The organism is Pseudomonas gingeri (genome assembly GCF_013385425.1).
GTDB lineage: Bacteria > Pseudomonadota > Gammaproteobacteria > Pseudomonadales > Pseudomonadaceae > Aquipseudomonas > Aquipseudomonas gingeri_D.
This window is the reverse complement of the sequence record NZ_JACAQA010000015.1, coordinates 51,732-72,483: the sequence shown is the minus strand read 5'-3', so window position 1 is coordinate 72,483 and position 20,752 is coordinate 51,732. Positions and strand designations below refer to the sequence as shown.

Genomic DNA, 20,752 nt, shown 5'->3' with positions numbered 1-20,752 from the left:
GGTTTTCTGATCCGGTGTGTGAAGTGTTGCCTCTTGCCTTTAGGATTAGAATACGGCTATTGGTAGATAGATTATTGAACAAGGGTTGATAGTATGTTGGACGACCTCAACGAGCTGCGTACCTTCCAACGGATCCTGGTCTGCGGCAGCCTGTCAGCGGCGGCGCGTGATCTGGGTGTAGGGCTGGCGGTGGTCAGCAAACGGCTCATGGCACTGGAACGACGAGCAGGACAACGGCTGATCAACCGGACCACACGAACACTGTCGGCGACCAATGAGGGCTTGGCCCTGATGGTTCACGTTGATCGGATACTCGAGGAATTGGAGGCGGCGGAGTCCCGCATGACGATGGGCGGTGAAGAGCCGTTCGGCATGCTCCGGGTCAGTTCACCCATTTCTTTCGGGCGTATTCACCTGGTGCCCTTGGTCGCCGAGCTGGTCGAGCGCCATCCCAAGCTGGATATCGAACTCAGGCTCGACGACCGCCTGATCGATCTGACGTACGAACGGATCGATGTCGCGGTGCGTATCGGCCAACCTCGGGATAGCACTGCGATCCTGCGCAAGCTGGCTGAGAATCGGCGGATTCTGGTGGCTGCGCCCGCCTATCTCGAACGTCATGGGGAGCCTGAGCGTATTCGGGATCTGGAGCGTCATGGGTGTCTGCGCTACGACGACCCGTCCCTGCCCTGGCGCCTGGAAGGTCCGGGAAACGAAGTGATTGAGCTGCAGCCGCGCTCACGGCTGCACGCCAACAGCGGGGATGCCGTGCGCGACTGGGCGATTGATGGCCACGGGATCATGCTCAAATCCAGTGTCGATGTGGCAGACGACCTGGCGGCAGGTCGCCTGGTGCATATCCTGCGTGACTGGCACAGCGCTTCTGCGCCGATCTACGCCCTGCTGCCTTCCCGGCGCTTTACGCCGAGCAAGACGAAGGTGTTCCTTGATGCGCTTGGTGCTCGGCTTGCCGCTCTCTGAGGCCAGCAAACCCGTAGGGGTGTTGCCGATCTCAAAGGCTTTAATCAGCCAGCAAACGCTTCAGCCCTTGAGGGGAATATTGCGCATCGTCACCAGTGCGGTGGCACATAGTGTTTCCGTGCCTTGTTTGACGGCAAACAAGTCGGCAGCGGCAATCGTCGTATTGTTCGAGGCGTTGATGACACGCCCCCTGGCCAGCAGCTTTTCACCGTCTGCCGGAGCGATCAGCTTGACCGTGAAGTCTGTCGTCATATTGATCCAGCCCGGCGGCAACAGGGTGCCAGCGGCCGAGCCACCGGCAAAATCGGCCAGCGCACCGATGATGCCGCCTTGAAAGAATCCGTTGTGCTGGGTGAGTTCCTTGCGGGTGGGCTGCTCGATTTCGCAATAGCCCGGCTTCAGGTAGTTGTAGTGAAATCCCAGCAGTTTGGCCGCAGGCATACTGAGCACGGCGCCTTGGACATGTTTGTCAAAATCTGGATTGGTGGCGTGGAAATCTTCCATGTGTCTGGATCCTTTCCTGAATAGCGATTAGTTTGCTTCAGCACTCAGAAGCGAGAACAGCTTACACAGCGAACGCTCAAGGCTTTCATGGGCAGTGAAGACTGCGTATCCACTATCATGCGGATAATAATTTCTACCTTGGACAACAGTCAGCACCTTCATACGAGCTGTTACATATAGCGCTTCTTGATGAGCAAAACCAAGGGATCCAGAGCGAAAATAGGGGGTTTGAATGTCACCCTATAACTGCTCCCACAAAGTGCCGAGTAGACACTTCAACCGCCGACTATCGCGACCGGGCGGGGTATCAAAGCAGCGATGACTCGGCCCACAAGCTAATTCCAACTGTATCAACTTTTGGCATTTCGGACCTTGTCACGCCTCTTTGAATCAAAACACCTTAATTGATTAGCATAAAAAACGCCCCCCCATAGAACGAGAGATATAAAGAAAAACACTTTCCTACAAAAAAGGTAATTTCCGGCATTGCCTGCTGCTTTAGCATCTTGACTTAACGCCGCTATTTCTCCTAAAAACGCACCTTTGATTATGATTGTGTCCATATTACCGATTAGTTTGCTTTCCTTTAAAAATGCAAGAAACATCAAACACTACAAACCTTAAAACCACAGAGAACAGATAAACTGGCATCATGCCCGAGAAACAAAAATATACTGATACTAAGCATGCCGTTAGTATTCCGTTGCTAGCTATCGTAAAAACTTGCCAGTGGAATATGCTATTCAGAAAGCACAATACAATAAATACTACGATAGCGTTTACGCCAATATATATGTTTAAATGCAGCATTATCCACGCTTTTTTTGCCTCCCATTGCTTTCGCTTCATTAGCAATGCATGGGTTTCAATACAACTTAGCCCGGCAAATCTTTTATTTTTTATTATATATATAATTGAGGCGAGGTTATATGTGGCGGCACCGAGAAAAGATAATCCGCTAAGGTTTGTTAAAAAGATTTCGTCAAACGGTCCTACCAAGATGGGGGCGATCTTTATTCCAATGAAGCTAAGCCCATTAATTAGGGGAGTAAGGAACTCGTTCATAACTCCATTTAATCGATGAAAATAAAATCCTGAAAACGCATAAAATACTATAAGTACAGGAAAAACCACATATATTGGAGTGGCGTCAAACCACTGTTCACGAAGTTCTCCTGCGGATGAGCCAGGCACAATTTGCGTCATAGCGGGTTTGCCAAAAATTTTTTTAGCCGCGTACGAATTTTCATGCTGAAATTTCCTTCTTGGTCGATAATGATTCCGGCTTGCAAAGCAGTTATTGCAAGAAAAAGGCAACACATCAGAGACTTCCTTTGGGGTTTAACAAAAAAATAAAAGCACTTTTCTTGCGAAATCTCGGCACAGCCCCAATCCAACTTAACATTTCATCACCCGTCTAGAAAAAATAAGAAAAGCGCTTATGGGAAACCCAAATATCGAATTTACCTTTCTCTCAACGCCTCACGCTGATACTTCAACAACGGCGTCAACAAATATTCAATAATCCGTCGTTGCTCGGTCTTGATCTCCACCGAACTCGACATCCCCGGTTCCAGGTGCTGTGAACTTCCCCCAAAAAATATCGAAAGCTGTTTTTTTCGCCATGACCAAACTCCCTATTTTTTTACAATAAATTCAAAAATTTTCCGAAAATCAAAAAAAACAAGCTGCCCAACAATCGACCACATCGCCACACAGAAACTTGACGGCAAAATCAATGCCAAGCAGACGATCAACGTAAATAGCATGTCATACCTTGAAGGCAAAAATTCGAACCAGCCAAACATACAATTCAAAAAAATAAATGTGGTAAAAGCTGCAATTCCACCTACAATAAAATACACACCAAGATGCAATAACACCCACCCTTTTTTGACACCAACCCCTTGCATAATCATTATATTTTTATGCGCATCTTCGCAACTGGCAGCCGCTATTTTCTTAACCTTAACCATATACAAAGCAGATGCAATGTTATACAAAGCGCTAAAGAGCACACACAACCCCATCAAATTACGATAGTAAATAGGGTCAAGCTCCCCACTCATAGGCGAGGTTCGAATATTCAGAAAAGCCCACCCCAGACTATCAATTATCGGACTTATAAAAACATCCACAACAGCTCTATAATACGGAGAAAAATTACCCAACAATGCATAAACAGTAATCGTAGCTGAACTAATCAGCACAAAGGGCCCGGTTCGAAACCAAGGAATAGGCTTTATCGGACGCCCCGCTTCGGGGGCTGGAGTAATAGGCAAATCCATTATCTTGGTTCCTTTTTAATAAAGTACTGCCATAAAATATGGCCGCAGCGGGCTCAACCGGCCAACGCAATGCACACTGCTTTTTCTCAATTAGCGCTCCCCCAATGCCTCACGCTGACACTTCAACAACGGTGTCAACAAATACTCAATAATCCCTCTCTGCTCGGTCTTGATCTCCACCGAACTCGACATACCCGATTCCAACGAAACATCCTTGCCATCCGCCACAATAACATGCGCACCGAACTGAATCCGAGCCGGATAAATCAATCCCAACTTGTCATCCTTCACCGCATCCTGCGAAATCGACATGACACAGCGCTCCTGCGCCGATCTACGCTCTGCTGCCTTCCAGATGCTTTACGCCGAGCAAGACGAAGGTGTTTCTTGATACGCTCGATGCTCGGCTTGCCGCTCTCTGAGGCTGGCAAACCCGTGCCCCTTCAGTATTTTCTGCTAACAATAAATCGTTGATAAGTGCAACCGACAGACCACCCTAAGGCAAATGGGATTATCGCTGTCGTGCCCCAAGCCAATAATCGCAGGGGTAAAAAACGACTCATTTGATTCATCAGAGGATAGGGGAAATCCCCAATAAACGGAAGAAAAAACGGGATCATAAAGACGATGAGAAAAAACAAAAACCCAATAATGTATCCTAGCGGCTTATTAAGCTTGATTTTCTCATAGCTTTCCTTAGTAAAAAGGAAAAATGTAGACATTGCTCCAGCGGCAAAAAACAGGGGAACCAAACACCAAAAGCTTGCATAAAAAACGCCCCAATAAGGTGTATAGGGAGGGGTGTGATTTTTTAGACCCTGAAGCACTGGAACAACAACAGCTACCGCATCCACAAACGTTCTGGCATTGGCGGACTCCGCCCATTCATGTGGAAAAAAATATGTCATATATATCCCGTGACATAACACCAGTCCAAACGTAAACCACAGGTAACTGGACTGTTTTTTCAAGAGCGAAAATTTCATATTGCAGCCCCCTCATTCAGTTTCAGAAAAAATGGAGGGTAAATTTATTTTCACAGCACATAGCTCCGAAAACAAATCTATCCTCTCGCGGTTTAGCAAACTGACTAGCGTTATAACGTCGGATACAGGCTCCTCAAATCCAGACTGCCCAAACTCGATGCCAGTTGAATGCGTGCATTCTGCCACCCAGCCAAAGCGCTGATCTGTTGCTGCTCGGCGTTGGCCAGTGCCGTCTGGGTCGTGATGACCTCGAGGATGCCAGTCACGCCCTTGGCGTAGCGCGCCTGCGCCGCATCAAAGGCCTGGTCGGCACTGTCGAGAATTTCCTGGCTGGTCCGCACGTTCTGCGTGCCGACTTTCAACGTCTGATAGTCCGACCAGACGCTGGAGGCCACTTGCAACTCGGCATCGTTCAGACTGGCCTCCTTGCCTTCAACTTGCGCCTGCGCACCGCGGACCTGATAGGTCCGGGTAAAGCCCTCGAAAAGCGGGACGCTGACTTGAATCGCCACGGAGCGGTCCCGGACTGTCTCACCCAGAAACTGCTGGCCAACCCCGGAGCTCTGCGGTTGATTGTCGTAGCTGTATTTGCCGACAAAGCTGATGGTGGGCCGCCCTTGCGCACTGATCATGTCCTCGTTCGCCTGCGCCGCCGCCAGTTCCGCGCGGGCAGCAATCAACGAGGGATGCCGCTGCTGCGCCGTTTGCAACAACTCCTCGACCGACTGCTCAAACCTCGTGTCAGGTGGTGCCACGTCATCCTCGCCCAACAGATGCAAAGGCATATTGGGACGTCGCCCCATATCGATAGCCACCTGCCCCAACGCGGTCTTCCAATCCCCTTCCGCTTTGTTGCGGTTGAAGGTGGCCTGGAAATAAGACGTCTGGGCCTGTAGCTGATCACTGACCGCCGCCACACCATGGCGAACCCGGAGCGTGGCCGCGTCCAATACCTGTTTCGCATCAGCTTCGATATGTTGTGTGGCTTGCCGGTTTTTCTGGGCAACGAAGGCCGCATAGTAATCTTTGACCGTACTGGCAAAGACCGTCTGCAAGGCACTGTCCTGCCCGGCCAAGGCGGAAGCCAGCTTGCTCTGGGCATAGTCGACGCTCGCCGAGCGGGCGCCGAAGTCGTAGAGCACCCAATTCAAGGTCAGCGCGGCGTTCTGGTAGCGACTGTCGGACTGGACGACAAAGGGATCGGCCGAGGTGCCATGACTGGTCGAACTGTCTTTCGCCTCTTGCAATGTGCCGTTCAAGGTGGGCAGGTAGGCCGCCTTGGCGACACCGACCTGGGCGGTTTGGACCTTGACGTTGGCCCAGGCCTCCCGGGTTTTCGGATTGTGGCACAAGGCGCTGGAGACGATGTCCAGCAAGGCCAGGTCCACCTGCGAATTATCCACGCAGCCGCCGACTGCCGGCGACGAATCGAACATGTGGTTGGCCGCAGTGGCAGGGACGCTACCAAATTGACGCAGTGGATCTGCGGGACCGAACCCTGCCGCACACACCGAGCCCGTACCGATAAGAAAAGTGACGCCTAACCTCAAATTGAACGACAGGGCTTTACGAATTTTCAGCATGCTTTCCGAACCCATCACGCTCACAGAATCGTCACGCCATGCGTGTTGAGTTCGGCATTGCTCCAAAAGCCGGTCGTTGAATATCGAGCGAAAATATCCGGTGGGATGCAGAGTTTGCGGGCCTGGAACTCGACATTCTTGCGTACGGCATGCAAGCCGGGCATGCCGAGGTGGGCGTCATAATCCGGCTCGTCATACACCACGTTTTGCAAATCGTGCTCAAACAAGGGCTCGCCCAACTCGGCATAGAGCCGACTCAGGGTACGCTGCGGCTCTTTGACCAAGTGATCGTAGGGTACCAGGATCAAGCGCTTCGCCTGCTCGCCAAACCAGGCCTCACGCAGATTGCTCCAGGCCAATCCAATCAGGCCGCTGTCCGAATTCATCAGGATTTCCGCCCGGGCATAGACCGAACTACCCGGCTGAAATTTGAACATGCGTGATAACTGCAAGGGGTTCTTGGCGAGCATTCGTTCGACGCTGTCGATAATCCAACCGACGTCGCGGACACAACAGATAATGCGTGACTGGGGATACATCGCCCCCCATAACGCTGCCCGCCCCGTCCAGGTACGGTTGGTATCGAAGACAACCGGGTTGTCGGACAACGTGCCGATTTTATCGGCGTAGTAAGACTCGACAACAGCGCGCAGGATCGTTGCACGCTTGCTGTCATCAAAAAAACCACCGAATTCGCCACCGCACATTTTCCCGTGCACGGAGCCGACCAATACGGCAACCGGGCTGGTCATCGCCGCCGAAAAGCGCGGGTTCTGGCTCAACAGTGCCGACAGCAGTGTCGACCCCGAACGCGGTAAACCTGATATCGCATGAAACTGAGTAGCCAAGGAATCTCCTTAGGCACTTACGGCCTGCAAGTGTCACAAGCCGCAATCACCGTGTGCTGACAGGCGATACTCCTGGCTGCTACTCGCAGCCAGGAGCTTTTATCGCTTTGATGGAAATGACGTGGGTCGCGCAATCAGGCCGCGTGTGCGGATGCGCTCAAGGTCACGTTGTTGTTCGCCAAGGTGGGCGGCAGCAACGTGGTATCGGCAACCCCGGCATCCGCATTGAACGTGGACATGGCCTGGATCAACTGGCTCACACCGCTGCTACCGACTGGTGAGGTGCCTGCTCCGGCGCCATAGAGCGAACCGATACCGACCAGGTCCGTGCTGTCCAACGTCCGGTTGCTGGCCGTGAGCTGGTAGTTCATCACCGAGTTCTTATCGGCGTTGTCTGCCAAGCCCAGCGCATGACCAATCTCATGCTGCAACACCTGAGAAAGTGTGGCATCGGTGCCGACGTAGGTCTGTTGCCCATCGGCTCCTGTCGTCAGCGCGTTCTGGGTCGGGTCCTCTACCCGGACGATGGCATCGGGGGCTATCTGGCCGTCATTGGCCTGATAGCTGGTGTAACCGATAATCCCGGTGGTGGCCGTGTTGAAATCACCAAAGCCGACGCGAATATCGGACTGCGCGGAATCGGACACCTCTTCGAAGGTCACGCCTGGCATGCTCGCCGCCCAGGTATTGAATGCGCCCTGCACGACCGATTCGTCGGTGCTGTCCATATAACCACTGAACGGTGCGGCCTGAGTGCCCTGGCTGTCCGCAAGGCTCCAGGTGATGACCTTCTGATCGAACTTGGCGCCATCCAGTACGGCCGATCCGTTGCCGGCTGTCGGTATAGAGATCGCCGTGTCGACGGCTTGCTGCAAGGCTTTTTCCGCTGCCACGGCTGCGGCCTGATTGCCTTGATTCAAGTCGTACTGGGCAATGAAACCAATGTTGTTGCCTGCCGTGGGCAATGTCACGGATTTACTAACCGCGAAACCGTAGCCGCCATAGCCGTAGCCATAACCGCCGGGATCAGGATTGGGATTGGGATCACCACCGCCCTCATCGCCACCACCAGAAATGTCCCCGCCGCCGTTGACATCGTAGGCATCCCCATTAGTGATGCCTTCTCCATTCAACGTATCACCGCTACCGTCAGCGGTTACCCCGGAATCAACTCCCAAATTGAAGGCATCGTTGCTGCCTGTTGCATCAACCTGAGTGTTAGCTGACGTATCAATCGTATCGCCCGAGCCACTTACCGAGTAAGTACCGCCAAGAAGCCCGAGGTAATCACCTGTCCCAACGAGGGTAACGCTATCATTGCCACCCGATAGGTTAAGGCTCGCGCCGGAGCCGACGGTGACGCTGTCATTCGTAGCCGAGAAGCTGACACTTCCGTTCACATTAATGCTGTCACCACTACCGACGACGCTATCTTTAGAGTTGCCTGCACTCATATCGATAACGTCGCCAGCCGCATCGACGATATCGGTACTTCCCACCAGCGTCGTAACACCCGCGGACTGGCCCGCCGCCAGATTGCCGCCCACATTGACGGTATCGCCAGAACCAACGACAACATCGTTCGCATTGGTTTCAACTGTCATGCCGGTGCCGTTGGTGGTCAGGGTTTCGCTGCCACCGAGGTACAGCAGATCGTTTGTGCCCTGGACCGTGTCGTTACCCACCACCGACACCGTGCGCCCTGTCGCATCAATGAGATCGTTACTTCCCACCATCGTTGTATCGCCAGCGGACTGGCCCGCCGCCAAATTGCCGCCTATATTGACGGTATCGCCAGAACCAACGATGACATCGCTCGCATTGGTTTCAACCGTCATGCCGGTGCCACTGGTGGTCAGGGTTTCGCTACCACCAAGGTACAGCAGATCGTTTGTGCCCTGGACCGTGTCATTACCCACCACCGACACCGTGCGGCCTGTCGCGTCGATGAGATCATTACTTCCCACCATTGTTGTATCGCCAGCGGATTGGCCCGCCGCCAAATTGCCACCTACATTGACCGTATCGCCAGAGCCAACGACAACATCGTTCGCATTGGTTTCAACCGTCATGCCGGTGCCGCTGGTGGTCAGGGTTTCGTTGCCACCGAGATACAGCAGATCGTTCGTGCCCTGGACTGTGTCGTTACCTACCACCGACACCGTATTGCCAGTACCACCGTTGACCTGATCGTTGCTGCCTATGAGTGTGGTAATGGTGTTATTTCCAAGCGAAACAGCGTCGCCGTTCGCGTAAATCACTTCACCCTGATCGCTGTTCGCGACGCTTACTGTGCCACCAGCGCCCATTGTGACAGTGTCGTTATTGCTCACACCGGCTAGGGCCAGTGCAGTATTGGTCCCATCCGTGATGGTATCGCTTGAACCGGTGAGGGTCGCCTCACTGCCTGCTCCGACTACGAAAGTACTGCTGCTGAGGCTTGCCGTGGTTGAGCCACTCTCAACATCCAGATAGCTGCCAGTTCCCAGCGTGACATTTTCGCCAGCCCCCTGGGTCGTGACGGTGTCGTCGATCCCACCTGTAAGGTTGTCGTCACTACCTGTGAACGAGATAGTGTCATCTCCTCCCGCATTGATAATGTCGTTGCTACCGGCGATGGTGACTTGGCTGCCGGCGGCGATGGTGATCGTGGCGCCACTGATATCAACGGTGACCCCCGTTCCCGCCACATCAATCGTATCGCTGGGGGAGTTACTCGTAGTGCTGAAAGTGTCATTGTTGCCGGTGGCATTCACAGTAAGCCCGGTGCCAGTCAGATTGATCGTGTCACCTGATGCGTTGACCGTATCGCCACTGTTTTCAATAGTGACCGTCGCGCCGCTGCCGCTGATCGTATCGCTACCACCGCTGAGCGTGACCTCACTGCCGGTGGCCGCAGTGACCGAGCCGCTACTGAGTGTGGCGGTGGCGGAGCCGCTTGCCACATCCAGGGTACTGCCAGTTCCCAGCGTGACACTTTCTCCACTGCCCTGAGTGGTGACCGTGTCGTCAATCCCCCCTGTGACCTTGTCATTGTTGCCGTTGGCATCTACCGACAGCCCTGTACCACCCAGATTGATCGTGTCTCCTGATGCGCTGACCGTATCGCCACTGTTTTCAATAGTGACCGTTGCGCCGCTGCCGCTGATGGTATCGGTGCTACCGCTGAGCGTGACCTCACTGCCGGTGGCAGCAGTGATCGCACCACTACTGAGTGTGGCGGTAGCGGAGCCGCTTGCCACATCCAAGGTGCTGCCAGTTCCCAGCGTGATATTTTCTCCGCTGCCCTGGGTGGTGACCGTGTCGTCAATCCCCCCTGTGACCCTGTCATTGTTGCCGTTGGCATCCACCGACAGCCCTGCACCACCCAGATTGATCGTGTCGCCTGATGCGCTGACCGTATCGCCACTGTTTTCAATAGTGACCGTTGCGCCGCTGCCGCTGATGGTATCGGTGCTGCCGCTGAGCGTGACCTCACTGCCGGTGGCAGCAGTGATCGCACCACTACTGAGTGTGGCGGTAGCGGAGCCGCTTGCTACATCCAGAGAGCTGCCAGTGCCCAGCGTGATATTTTCTCCACTGCCCTGGGTGGTAATCGTGTCACCGGCTCCGCCTGTAACGCTGTCGTTGTTGCCGGTGGTATCCAGCGACAACCCTGTACCACCCAGGTTGATCGTGTCACCCGATGCGCTGACCGTATCACCACTGTTTTCAATAGTGACCGTCGCGCCGCTGCCGCTGATGGTATCGGTGCTGCCGCTGAGTGTGACTTGACTGCCAGCAGCGGCGGTGACTGTGTCGCCACTGAGCGTAGCGGTGGCGGAACCACTTGCTACATCCAGGGAGCTGCCACTCCCCAGCGTGATATTTTCTCCACTGCCCAGGGTGGTGATCGTGTCACCGGCTCCGCCTGTAACGCTGTCGTTGTTGCCGGTGGTATCCAGCGACAACCCTGTACCACCCAGGTTGATCGTGTCACCCGATGCGCTGACCGTATCACCACTGTTTTCAATAGTGACCGTCGCGCCGCTGCCGCTGATGGTATCGGTGCTGCCGCTGAGTGTGACTTGGCTGCCAGCAGCGGCGGTGATTACGTCGCCACTAAGCGTAGCGGTGGCGGAGCCACTTGCTACATCCAGAGAACTGCCAGTCCCCAGCGTGATATTTTCTCCGCTGCCTTGGGTGGTGACCGTGTCACCGCTCCCGCCTGTGAGGCTGTCGTTGTTGCCGGAGTCAGTTACGGTCAGTCCTGTACCACCCAAATTGATCGTGTCGCCTGATGCGCTGACCGTATCGCCACTGCTTTCAATAGTGATCGTCGCACCGCTGCCGCTGATGGTATCGGTGCTGCCGCTGAGCGTGATTTGGCTGCCGACGAAAGCACTGACGTCACCCTCGCTGAGCGCGGCAGTAGCAGAGCCGCTTGCCACATCCAAGGTGCTGCCACTCCCAAGCGTAATATTTTCCCCACTGCCCTGAGTGGTGACCGTGTCATCGATACCACCTATGACGCTATCGTTGTTGCCGGTGACAATCATGGACAGCCCTGTGCCATTCAGATCAACGATGTCACCTAATGCGACGACCGTATCGCCACTATCCGCAATATTGACCGTCGAGCCATTGCCCATGATGGTGTCGCTGCCACCGATGAGCGTGATTTGGCTGCCAGCGATAGCACTGACTCTATCGCTGTCACCGCTGAGCGTGACTTGACTATCGGCGGAAGCATAGACCTCACCCCCGCTGAGCGTGGCTATGGCAGAGCCGCCCTCCAAAGACAGAGAACTACTAGTCCCCAGCGTGAAGTTTTCGTCGCTGCCATAGCTGACAACATCGTCTTGGGTCCCACCAGTGAAGTTGTCATTGTTGCCGACGGCAAGCACGAACAGTCCTGTGCCATTCAGATTGATGGTATCACCTGAAGCGTTGATCTCATCGCCACTATCCGCAATATTGACCGTAGCGCCGCTGCCGCTGATCGCATCGTGGTCACCGTTGAGCGTGACTTCACTGCCGACGGCAGCATCAACCACACCATTGATGAGCGTGACAGTGGCGAAGCCGCTCTCCAAATCCAGAGAGCTGTAATTCCCCAACGTAATATTCTCTCCGCTACCCTGGATGGTGACCCTATCCTCGATCCCGCCTGTAAGATTGTCGTTGTTGCCCGTGGCAGTTACAGCAAGTCCTACGCCATTCAGATTGATTGTGTCATCTGATGCGCTGATCGTATCGTCACCATGCTCACTCTCAATATTGACCGTCGCGCCGCTGCCGCTGATAAGATCATAGCCGCCGCTGAGCGTGACTTCACTGTCGGCGGCAGTAGTAATCGCACCGCCGCTGAGCGTGGCGGTGGCGGAGCCGCTTGCTACATCCAGCGTGCTGCCAGCCCCCAACGTGATATTTTCGTCGGTCCCCTGACTAGTAACGGCGTCGTCGATCCCGCCCGTAAGGCTGTTGTTACTGCCAGTGAACGAGATATTGTCATTTCCCACGGCATTGATAATGTCGCTGTCGCCGCTGGCATCCACCGTAAGCCCTGCAACATTCAGATTGATCGTGTCATCTGCTGCGCTGACCGTATCGCCACTACTCTCAAGATTGACCGTCGCACCGCTGCCACTGATCGTATCGCTACCGCCGCTGAGAGTGAGTTGACTGCCGACAGCCGCAGTGACTGTACCGCTACTAAGCGTGGCGCTGGCGGAACCGCTTGCCACATCCAGAGAACTACCAGTTCCCAACGTGATACTTTCTCCGCTGCCCTGCGTGGTGACAGTGTCACCGGTCCCGCCGATGACGTTGTCGTTGTTACCGGAGTCAGTTACGGTCAGTCCTGCACCACCCAGATTGATCGTGTCGCCCGATGCGCTGACCGTATCGCCACTGTTTTCAACAGTGACCGTGGCGCCGCTGCCGCTAATGGTATCGCTGCTGCCACTAAGCGTGACTTGACTGCCAACATCGGCAGTAACCGCGCCGCTACTGAGCGTGGCGAAGGCAGAGCCGCTTGCCACATCCAGGGTACTACCAGTGCCCAGCGTGATATTTTCCCCGCTGCCCTGGCTGGTGACCGTGTCGCCGATCCCGCCAGTGACGCTGTCGTTGTTGCCGGTGGCATTCACCGACAGTCCTGTACCAATCAGATCGATCGTGTCGCCTGATGCGCTGACCGTATCGCCACTGCTTTCAACAGTGACCGTCGCACCGCTGCCGCTGATAATATCGCCGCCGCCACTGAGCGTGACCTGACTGCCGCTATCAGCTGTGACAGTACCGCTGCTCAGTGTGGCGATGGCGGAGCCACTTGCTACATCCAGCGAGCTATCAGTGCCTAACGTGATATTTTCTCCGCCGCCCTGGGTGGTGACAGTGTCGCCGACCCCACCTGTAACGCTGTTGTCACTGCCGGTAAGCAAGAGATTGTTATCTCCCGCAGCGTTGATAAGGTTGTTGTCACCAGTGGCATTTACTGTGAGCCCTGCGCCACTCAGATTAATCGTGTCGCTCGACGCCGAAAAATTATCACCCGCTCCGCTCACGTTGACACTGTCACTTACACCGACAATGTTCACGCCCGTGTCATTCTCACCCAGATTGACAGTGCCATTCGCAAGGTTCAACACCTCACCCTGATCTCCATTCGCGATGCTGACCGCACCATTGGCCCCCAGGGTGACGCTGTCGTTATTACTGGTATCCGTCACAATCAACGCGGAGTCGTTACCGGCCACAACCATGTTGCCCGATCCAGCGAGCGTGGCGACCACGTCATTTCCTGCGGCGAGCTGATTGTCATCGCCGGTCAGGGTCATGCTTGCGCCGTCGGACAAGGTTACGATGCCATCGGTAGCATCAACACTATTGTTCGTTCCAGCTACGCTAAGCTTTGCCCCGTCCCCAATGGCTGTTGCTGTATTGTCGTTACCGTCGATACTGGCGACATTGCCTGCGTGAAAAGTGAATAGATTACCGTCGCCATCAACCGCAACAGTGCTGCCAGCACTCACACTATTATTATCACCTAGAACAGTCAAAAGCGTGCCATTCCGGGTAGTGATGGTAGCATCATCGAGTTCTGCGGTGGCAATGCCGCCAACAAAACTTACATTATCTCCCGTGGAGCCGGATGTTTGTGTGATAATATCGGCCACCGCGAAACTTGCATCACTATCAACAAGAGTAGTATTGCTCGACAAGATAAACTGATTATCTTGCTGCAAGTGCAAAGTACCGTCAGGCAGCTGAGAGCTAAGAGTTGCACCAGCATCTAGAGTAACAATATTTCCCGTGCCAACGATATTTTCCTGAGCCCCCGCTGCCAGTGTGATAGTAGCATCATTTAAATCAACCGTCCTGGCGGACCCGGTCAATAAGGCACTGGTCTCCTCCCCAGTTGCACTGGTGCTAATAACGACTTGTCCCTGAGCTACTCCATTACCGTAAGTTGTATCAGTCTCCGCGCTGCTGCCGTCGACAGCACGCTGATCCGATTCAACTATATTTTGCTGTCCCGCGGCGGTATATGTGGTTGATGTTGCATCAGCACTTCCATCTTGCCCCTCGTGAATGACACCACTCTCTTCAATCAGTCCATTTCCACCGGTCACCTCTTGCGTAATAGCCCCCGTGACTGGGTCTATTGACTGCGAAAGGGTTGTTCCATCAAGACCTTTTGTGATAGTTCCTACGACTTCCCCAGCAGCGTTACTGATATAGGTATTAACCGTCCCGTCCGCATTATTCAACGTTTCTGTCGTTGCTCCATCCCCGGCAATGACAACTGTGACCTTAGAGCCGTCACTCAGTGTATCCGTATTTGTCTGCCCGCCTTGAGCAGCGATTGAAGGGTCGACATCACCATTCTGGTTGAGGCCATAAATACTGTAACCGCCTGCATTGTATCCATTTTGATCATAACCCGCAGCATCGTATACAGGAGTACTGGCCTGGGTTACACCAAATGCCTCTTGCATTTGTGTGGCGGACATTCCGCTCAGCTGGCTGAGTTGCATCTGTCCCAGAACAGTCCCTGATAAGCCATTTGCCAAAGCAACACTGGAATGCGCATCCAAACCATTGGACAGCCCGTCTGCAATAAATGCAGCACCAAGTGCAGTACCTGCGCCAGGTATATCTTGTATCGCCGCGCCTAAACCTATCATTCCTCCGGTCGCCCACATGGATGGCCCAACCGCCAAAGAAACGTCGGTTGTTCCCACCAGATCGCTACCGCCAGACAAATTGACCAAGTCACCCTGTGCCGAAAAATTGTAGCTCGTATATTTACTACTGTCGCCACCAGTCGATAGCCCTGCAATCCCAGGAGCATCAAAGGATACGTTAGTAATTTTGACATCAGAGGAAAGTAACGGGGAACCATCAGGATCGGTGGCCACACTTAACATCGCTGCTTGTGCTTGAGATTCTGCCCCACCCAAGGAGTGACCCGTTGTGTAGACCGCACTGACATCCATCCCAGACAAACTCAGTTGAGCTTGTGCCGCAGCCAACGCCGCTACGGCGTAATCATTCGCTACCTGTTGCGCTCCATTTGCCGTATCCAACGCAATACTGGTATCGGAAAGAATATTTTGTACGTTACCGATGGTGCCGCGATCGGCAATGATGACCTCACCGGTTTGACTATTGACATAGGTTTGGCCAGAAAACCCATATAAATTCATGCCTCTCCAGAGAGCTGTGCCTGGGGGGGCTGCGTTGACAAGTTCCCATTGGCTACCCATAACGGGAGCGTCGGCACCGCCGTAAGTGGCTACAGCAGCTGTCGCAAGATCGTTCAGTGTGGCGCCGGTATCCTGAGTCGTAACGATGTCGTCGACTCCGCCTGTAAAATCATTATCACTACCAATGAACGAGACAGTGTCATTCCCCAAAGCATTAACAATATTGTTACTACCGTCGATGGTCACTTGGCTCCCGGCAGCGATGGTAATAGTCGCACCACTGATATCAAGCGTGATACCGGTACCCGCCATATCAATCGTATCGCCGTGAGAATTACTCGTACTAATAAAAGTATCATTGTTGCCGGTGGCATTCACCGTAAGTCCAGTGCCAGCCAGATTGATCGTGTCATCTGATGCGCTGACCGTATTGCCACTATCCGCAATATTGACTGTCGCGCCGTTGCCACTGATCAGATTGCTGCTGCCGCTGAGGGTGACTTGACTACCGGCGGCGGCAGTGACCGTGCCGTCACTGAGCGTGGCGGTGGCTGAGCCGCTTGTTACATTCAGGGTGCTGCCGGTTCCCAGCGTAATATCTTCATTGGTGCCTTGGGTCGTGACTGTGTTGTCGACGCCGCCAGAAACCTTGATGATGCTGCCATCAAGCGCAACGCGATCTTCCATGCCCATTGAGACATAGCTGTTGGTGGCGTGAACGACTATGTCGTCGTCTGCACTGGCGAGGATGACTTCGCCATTTTTCATCATGGTCACAACGTCCCAGCTCGATCCGCTTGCCAGATTGACTGAGGCGTTAGTATCGGCCGTGACGTCATTGTGGGAGCCGCTGATGGTGGCTGAGCTACCTGCAGAAAGATTTATTGAAGCGCCATTCAAATCAGCTTGTGCGCCAAGACCAGAGACGCTGTCGACAACAGAACCATTGGTTTGTGTATCTATATTTTGAGTATTTTCTACCGGACCCGTGCTGTCTAAGTTCGACTCTACCTCTACATCACCACCACCATTTTTCGGGGTATCAGTAATCGTATCCGTCAGGTTGCCAGCACCATTTGTTACAGACTCTTGAAAATTACCCGAGGCATCGGTTGATGTTGTTGTTCTCGATTGTAACTCTGCCTGACCACCTGTTGGCGCATAGACGTCCGTTTGTGTATCTACACCTGCGCCGGACGCAGATGTAGACATTTTTGTATAGCCGCCATCGTCATTGCTATCAGGGTCAGTCACCGTCTCCTGATACTCATTGGAAACACCGGGTGGTGAATAGGTCAGGTGCCCGACCTGGAGTCCATTCGAGTATGTAAGCTCGCTCCAAACGCTGCCGTCTGGGTCAGTACGCTGGGATACATCCGGCGAAGTTGAACTGTCAGTTAGTGTATTTAGTAAGTCTCGTGTTGCATTTGGCACAAGACTCCCAGCGATCCCTCCTCCCATAACCAACAAACCATAAGCTACCAAGCCAGGAGGTCCTCCGGCTAAAAGAGGAGCAGCATATTCTGCGGCCAATGCTCCCCCCGCCAGTCCATACTCCGTATTGACGGTCCAGTCCAACATCGTTTTCTGAGCCGCCGAGCCATCCCCGCTTTCGGCTTGCTGCAGGGCAGCAGTAAAGGCTCCATAATAAGAAGCCCCTACCGCCACCGCGCTTAAACCCATCTCCGCAAGAGAGGTGAGCGTAATGCCTTCAGCCTTGATAACACTGCTGAGTTCCAACGCCCCCTCTTGGAGGTTGGTTAAATTTTGTCCAGTGAGCGAACCATTATCCGACGGTGAAACAAAAGGATCTGCAGTTGAGCTACCTCCGGGATCCGGGATACTCACGCTACCTGATAGCAGCTCAGACACTGTAGAGAGCGTTGATCCTGCTGGCGCAGAATCAATCGTATTAATTCTAACATCTGAAAATATAGATCCTGTGTCAACACCGATTATTTTACCCTGAGCATCCGTAGCAATTTGAAGATTGTTAACCAATCCCAGAGACGCGCTATTTACAAGATCTGCCGCAGCAGATGGCGAAAGACCTGCCAAATCTGCGGCAGGGATACCATTTACAGACTTATTATTGGCTATCGCCGTTGGAAGCTCAGTATCAAACCAAACACTATCTTGCCCGGCCGTTGGAGTAATACTGATAATATTGTTGGCGTCGGCTGCAAACGCACCTGATGTATTGCTCCACAAACCACCTATTACACGCGTGCCATCAGTTAGCGTGCCACCGTCTATAAGAATTTGCGCATCAAGCTCATTATAACCCGCTGCTTGTGCCGCGGATTTGAATGCATTCTGAACAGCAACTGCCCCTGCGGGCTCTGTTGGACCGTTATAATGTCCCCATTGCTCGCTGAAGCAATGGCATCAGCAACACTACTTGAATACGTGTCACCAAGCTTCCCACTGTAAAACAAAGAGGTAGCATTTGGCGATGCACCAGGCACCGAGATTGAGGTATCAGCAAGTAACTGAGTCAAGCCTGATATACCTTGATACTCCGGGTAAATTGACTGATACTTTAAATAATTTAACGCAATAGACAAAGAAAAACCAGCCATTCAGTTCACCGCAGCATAAGAGTTAAATAAGAAAACCAATCAGCGAATAGATACCTGCACATTCGCGATACCGCTGCGGTGTTTTGAAAGAGCCTCTAGTGCATCTTTAAAAGCACGTTCAATCAGAGCACGCTCTGGCTCAAGCAACGCTGGAAGACTGATACTTATAACATCCCAAAAAACATCGCATAATTTTCCTTCCGTATCTGGAGTTACCTTTAGACTCTCAATTACTTCGGCTCTAACATTCCCATCCCCCTTCCAGCACGCCCCAAAAATTTGATTGGGCCATTCGGGCATACGCCCTTTAATACGCCAAATAAAAACATCAAGTTCGCGATCTATTACCCAGGCATCTGGATGAGCCTTCCACGAATTTTGATATTCAGGGTACGTTTCCCAGCGAACAGCATTCGCTACATCCGCGCCAATACTTTCATAAACAAATGACATCTCGCCGCTCCTTCACACACAAAGTTAGTCCATCATAAAAAGCTAGAAACACGGCTTACTCTAGTTACTATGGCAAGCCTGTCATGCCTCCCCCTTTAGTAAATTTTGGGCACTCCATCAACCGCTTCCAGATAGAGGTTCAAAAAATCAATTCGTCTCTCAGTCTCCTCTATAGCGCAGTCGTCGGCAAAAGTTGTCACCCACCTGCTGCTACCTCCCTGCAGCCCACCTACATAACCACAATTTTCATCTCGGTAGACTCTCCACGCACGCTGCGCTCTTTCAAGCTGCCCTTTGGTTTCCCGAGTGTCCCATTTACTCGAGCGTGGCAACTTTTCCAACGCTTCTTGATAACCCGCATCAAGCTCCTTCTCCAAGGCTTCCAGCTTCTCTTTTTTGCATTGCGTGCTACTTAAAGAACCATTTGGCATCGTGCACGGACTATTATCTGCAAACGCGCTCATGCAACCGCCCAGGCCAAGCAAAACAAACACCAACACTTTCTTACAAATAGTAGAAACAACCATATCTACGCACCTTACCCTTTAAATTTGCGCACTCCAACCACAACAAAACCCCATTCAATTCGACCACATAGACATTTCATTTAAATATTTGAATTGGCTCATGACACACCTTTTAAATTTTTGATCAGTCACTGAAGACTGAAAATCTGAACCGAATGAACGTTGCCAATAGCCAATTGCTTACCGTTTGGATTGACCGCAATGCCTCTATCGCCACCGTCAAACTGAGCAACCTGTTTTCCGGTGCGCGCATCAATAATTGAATTCACAACCGGTTTTCGCCCATCAAACCAAGCTCCAGCCTTTACAAATAAATATTCTCCGTTCGGGCTGAACGCCAATCCCCCCACGCCTGGTGAAACCTTGTCACTCACAATGTCATCCATGGAATAGTAGGTCAGGACATCCATCGTCTCGCCACTAATTATTCGACCTATTCCGAGTGCAATCTGGTTAGCCGCAAAAGTGCCGACTGATAAATCCACGTCAACAGCTTGCTTCCATGGATAGTACCCTGGCCGATTATCGGCTACTGCGGGATACCAAACAGCCTTTGTTGGCGATTTCCCCGAAGGGTCAAGTAATCTCAACCCCACATCGAACGGGGCGAGCAATCTTCCATCCATAGTCTTGTTAACAGTTTTTTTGGTGCCATTGACACCCACCATGATTTTGTCTTCGGCAGTCCATGCTGCCCGTTGAACCGCAAGCCCATCAACATAGAGCTTTTGCAGAGTCCAATTTTTCGTGTCGTAGATGTAAATGTAAGAGGGCTCACCAATCGCCCCGACAATGGTCAGCATCTTGCTGCCATCCTTATTCAACCGGGACGCGCGTCCAATAGCTGGATTGTCTGGTAAGGAATCCCCCGTCATGGGATCCCACTGTCGCTTTGCACCGAACGAAATAATTTTACCGTCACGGCTCCACAGCAGGTCGTGATCAGACATATCGCCATAATCATACGGACAATGAATGTGTGATTGTTTCTTATCATGCTGCATATCCCAGACGACAATATCTGTCGACGAAAAATCCAGGTTATACACTATTGCCAGATAACGTCCTTCAGGACTGAAGGTCAGTTTTTTTACGATTGGCTTGCTTAGAAAATCGCTAAAATCAATGGTTTTTTGCAATTTGGGCAACGGCACCGCGAGATTAACCTTCATCGCTGCGCTCTCACCAGACGCAGCGTCTACTTGGTTAGTCATAACGATTACGCCCAAAACAGTCAGCGCAATTAATGTTGAATATAATTTCACTGAAACCCACCTTGAATTTTCGCATCTTGATTCAGTGCAGCT

The 20,752-nt window shown here is 52.7% G+C and carries 12 protein-coding genes; 1 reads left to right on the top strand and 11 read right to left on the bottom strand.

Annotated features, from left to right (window positions below; translation table 11 throughout):
- Positions 1-93 precede the first annotated feature (93 nt).
- The gene (locus HX830_RS18630) at positions 94-981 is read left to right on the top strand and encodes a LysR family transcriptional regulator (RefSeq protein ID WP_177101790.1); all 888 of its coding nucleotides are present in this window, start codon (positions 94-96) and stop codon (positions 979-981) included.
- A 60-nt stretch (positions 982-1,041) separates the two neighbouring features.
- On the opposite strand, the gene HX830_RS18625 is transcribed toward HX830_RS18630, so the two are convergent.
- From HX830_RS18625 to HX830_RS18575, 11 genes are all read right to left on the bottom strand, one after another.
- The gene (locus HX830_RS18625; RefSeq protein WP_103498310.1) at positions 1,042-1,485 is read right to left on the bottom strand and encodes a PaaI family thioesterase; all 444 of its coding nucleotides are present in this window, start codon (positions 1,483-1,485) and stop codon (positions 1,042-1,044) included.
- Positions 1,486-2,049: 564 nt separating this feature from the next.
- Positions 2,050-2,805 carry a hypothetical protein gene (locus HX830_RS18620; protein WP_177101788.1) on the bottom strand — a complete coding sequence of 252 codons (756 nt, stop codon included), beginning with the start codon at positions 2,803-2,805 and terminating at the stop codon, positions 2,050-2,052.
- Positions 2,806-3,122: 317 nt separating this feature from the next.
- Complete coding sequence (locus HX830_RS18615) at positions 3,123-3,773, bottom strand: hypothetical protein (RefSeq protein ID WP_152741424.1); 651 nt, start codon at positions 3,771-3,773, stop codon at positions 3,123-3,125.
- A gap of 90 nt (positions 3,774-3,863) precedes the next feature.
- Positions 3,864-4,085 carry a hypothetical protein gene (locus HX830_RS18610; protein WP_177101786.1) on the bottom strand — a complete coding sequence of 74 codons (222 nt, stop codon included), beginning with the start codon at positions 4,083-4,085 and terminating at the stop codon, positions 3,864-3,866.
- A gap of 131 nt (positions 4,086-4,216) precedes the next feature.
- Positions 4,217-4,759 carry a hypothetical protein gene (locus HX830_RS18605; protein WP_177101784.1) on the bottom strand — a complete coding sequence of 181 codons (543 nt, stop codon included), beginning with the start codon at positions 4,757-4,759 and terminating at the stop codon, positions 4,217-4,219.
- Positions 4,760-4,869: 110 nt separating this feature from the next.
- The gene (locus HX830_RS18600) at positions 4,870-6,408 is read right to left on the bottom strand and encodes a TolC family protein (protein ID WP_218171330.1); all 1,539 of its coding nucleotides are present in this window, start codon (positions 6,406-6,408) and stop codon (positions 4,870-4,872) included.
- Positions 6,363-7,190: a sulfotransferase family protein gene (locus tag HX830_RS18595; protein WP_177101780.1), complete on the bottom strand. Its 828-nt coding sequence runs from the start codon at positions 7,188-7,190 to the stop codon at positions 6,363-6,365. Before HX830_RS18595 ends, HX830_RS18600 begins: the two co-directional genes overlap by 46 nt.
- A 134-nt stretch (positions 7,191-7,324) precedes the next feature.
- Complete coding sequence (locus HX830_RS18590) at positions 7,325-18,094, bottom strand: matrixin family metalloprotease (protein ID WP_177101778.1); 10,770 nt, start codon at positions 18,092-18,094, stop codon at positions 7,325-7,327.
- Positions 18,095-18,504: 410 nt separating this feature from the next.
- On the bottom strand, positions 18,505-18,918 hold the full coding sequence (locus tag HX830_RS18585; RefSeq protein WP_177101776.1) for a hypothetical protein: 414 nt from the start codon (positions 18,916-18,918) through the stop codon (positions 18,505-18,507).
- Between the two features lie 95 nt (positions 18,919-19,013).
- Entirely contained in the window at positions 19,014-19,445 is a 432-nt protein-coding gene (locus tag HX830_RS18580) for a lysozyme inhibitor LprI family protein (RefSeq protein ID WP_177101774.1), read from the bottom strand.
- A 128-nt stretch (positions 19,446-19,573) separates the two neighbouring features.
- Positions 19,574-20,710, bottom strand: coding sequence for a hypothetical protein (locus HX830_RS18575; protein ID WP_177101772.1), 1,137 nt, complete (start codon positions 20,708-20,710; stop codon positions 19,574-19,576).
- Between the last annotated feature and the right edge of the window lie 42 nt (positions 20,711-20,752).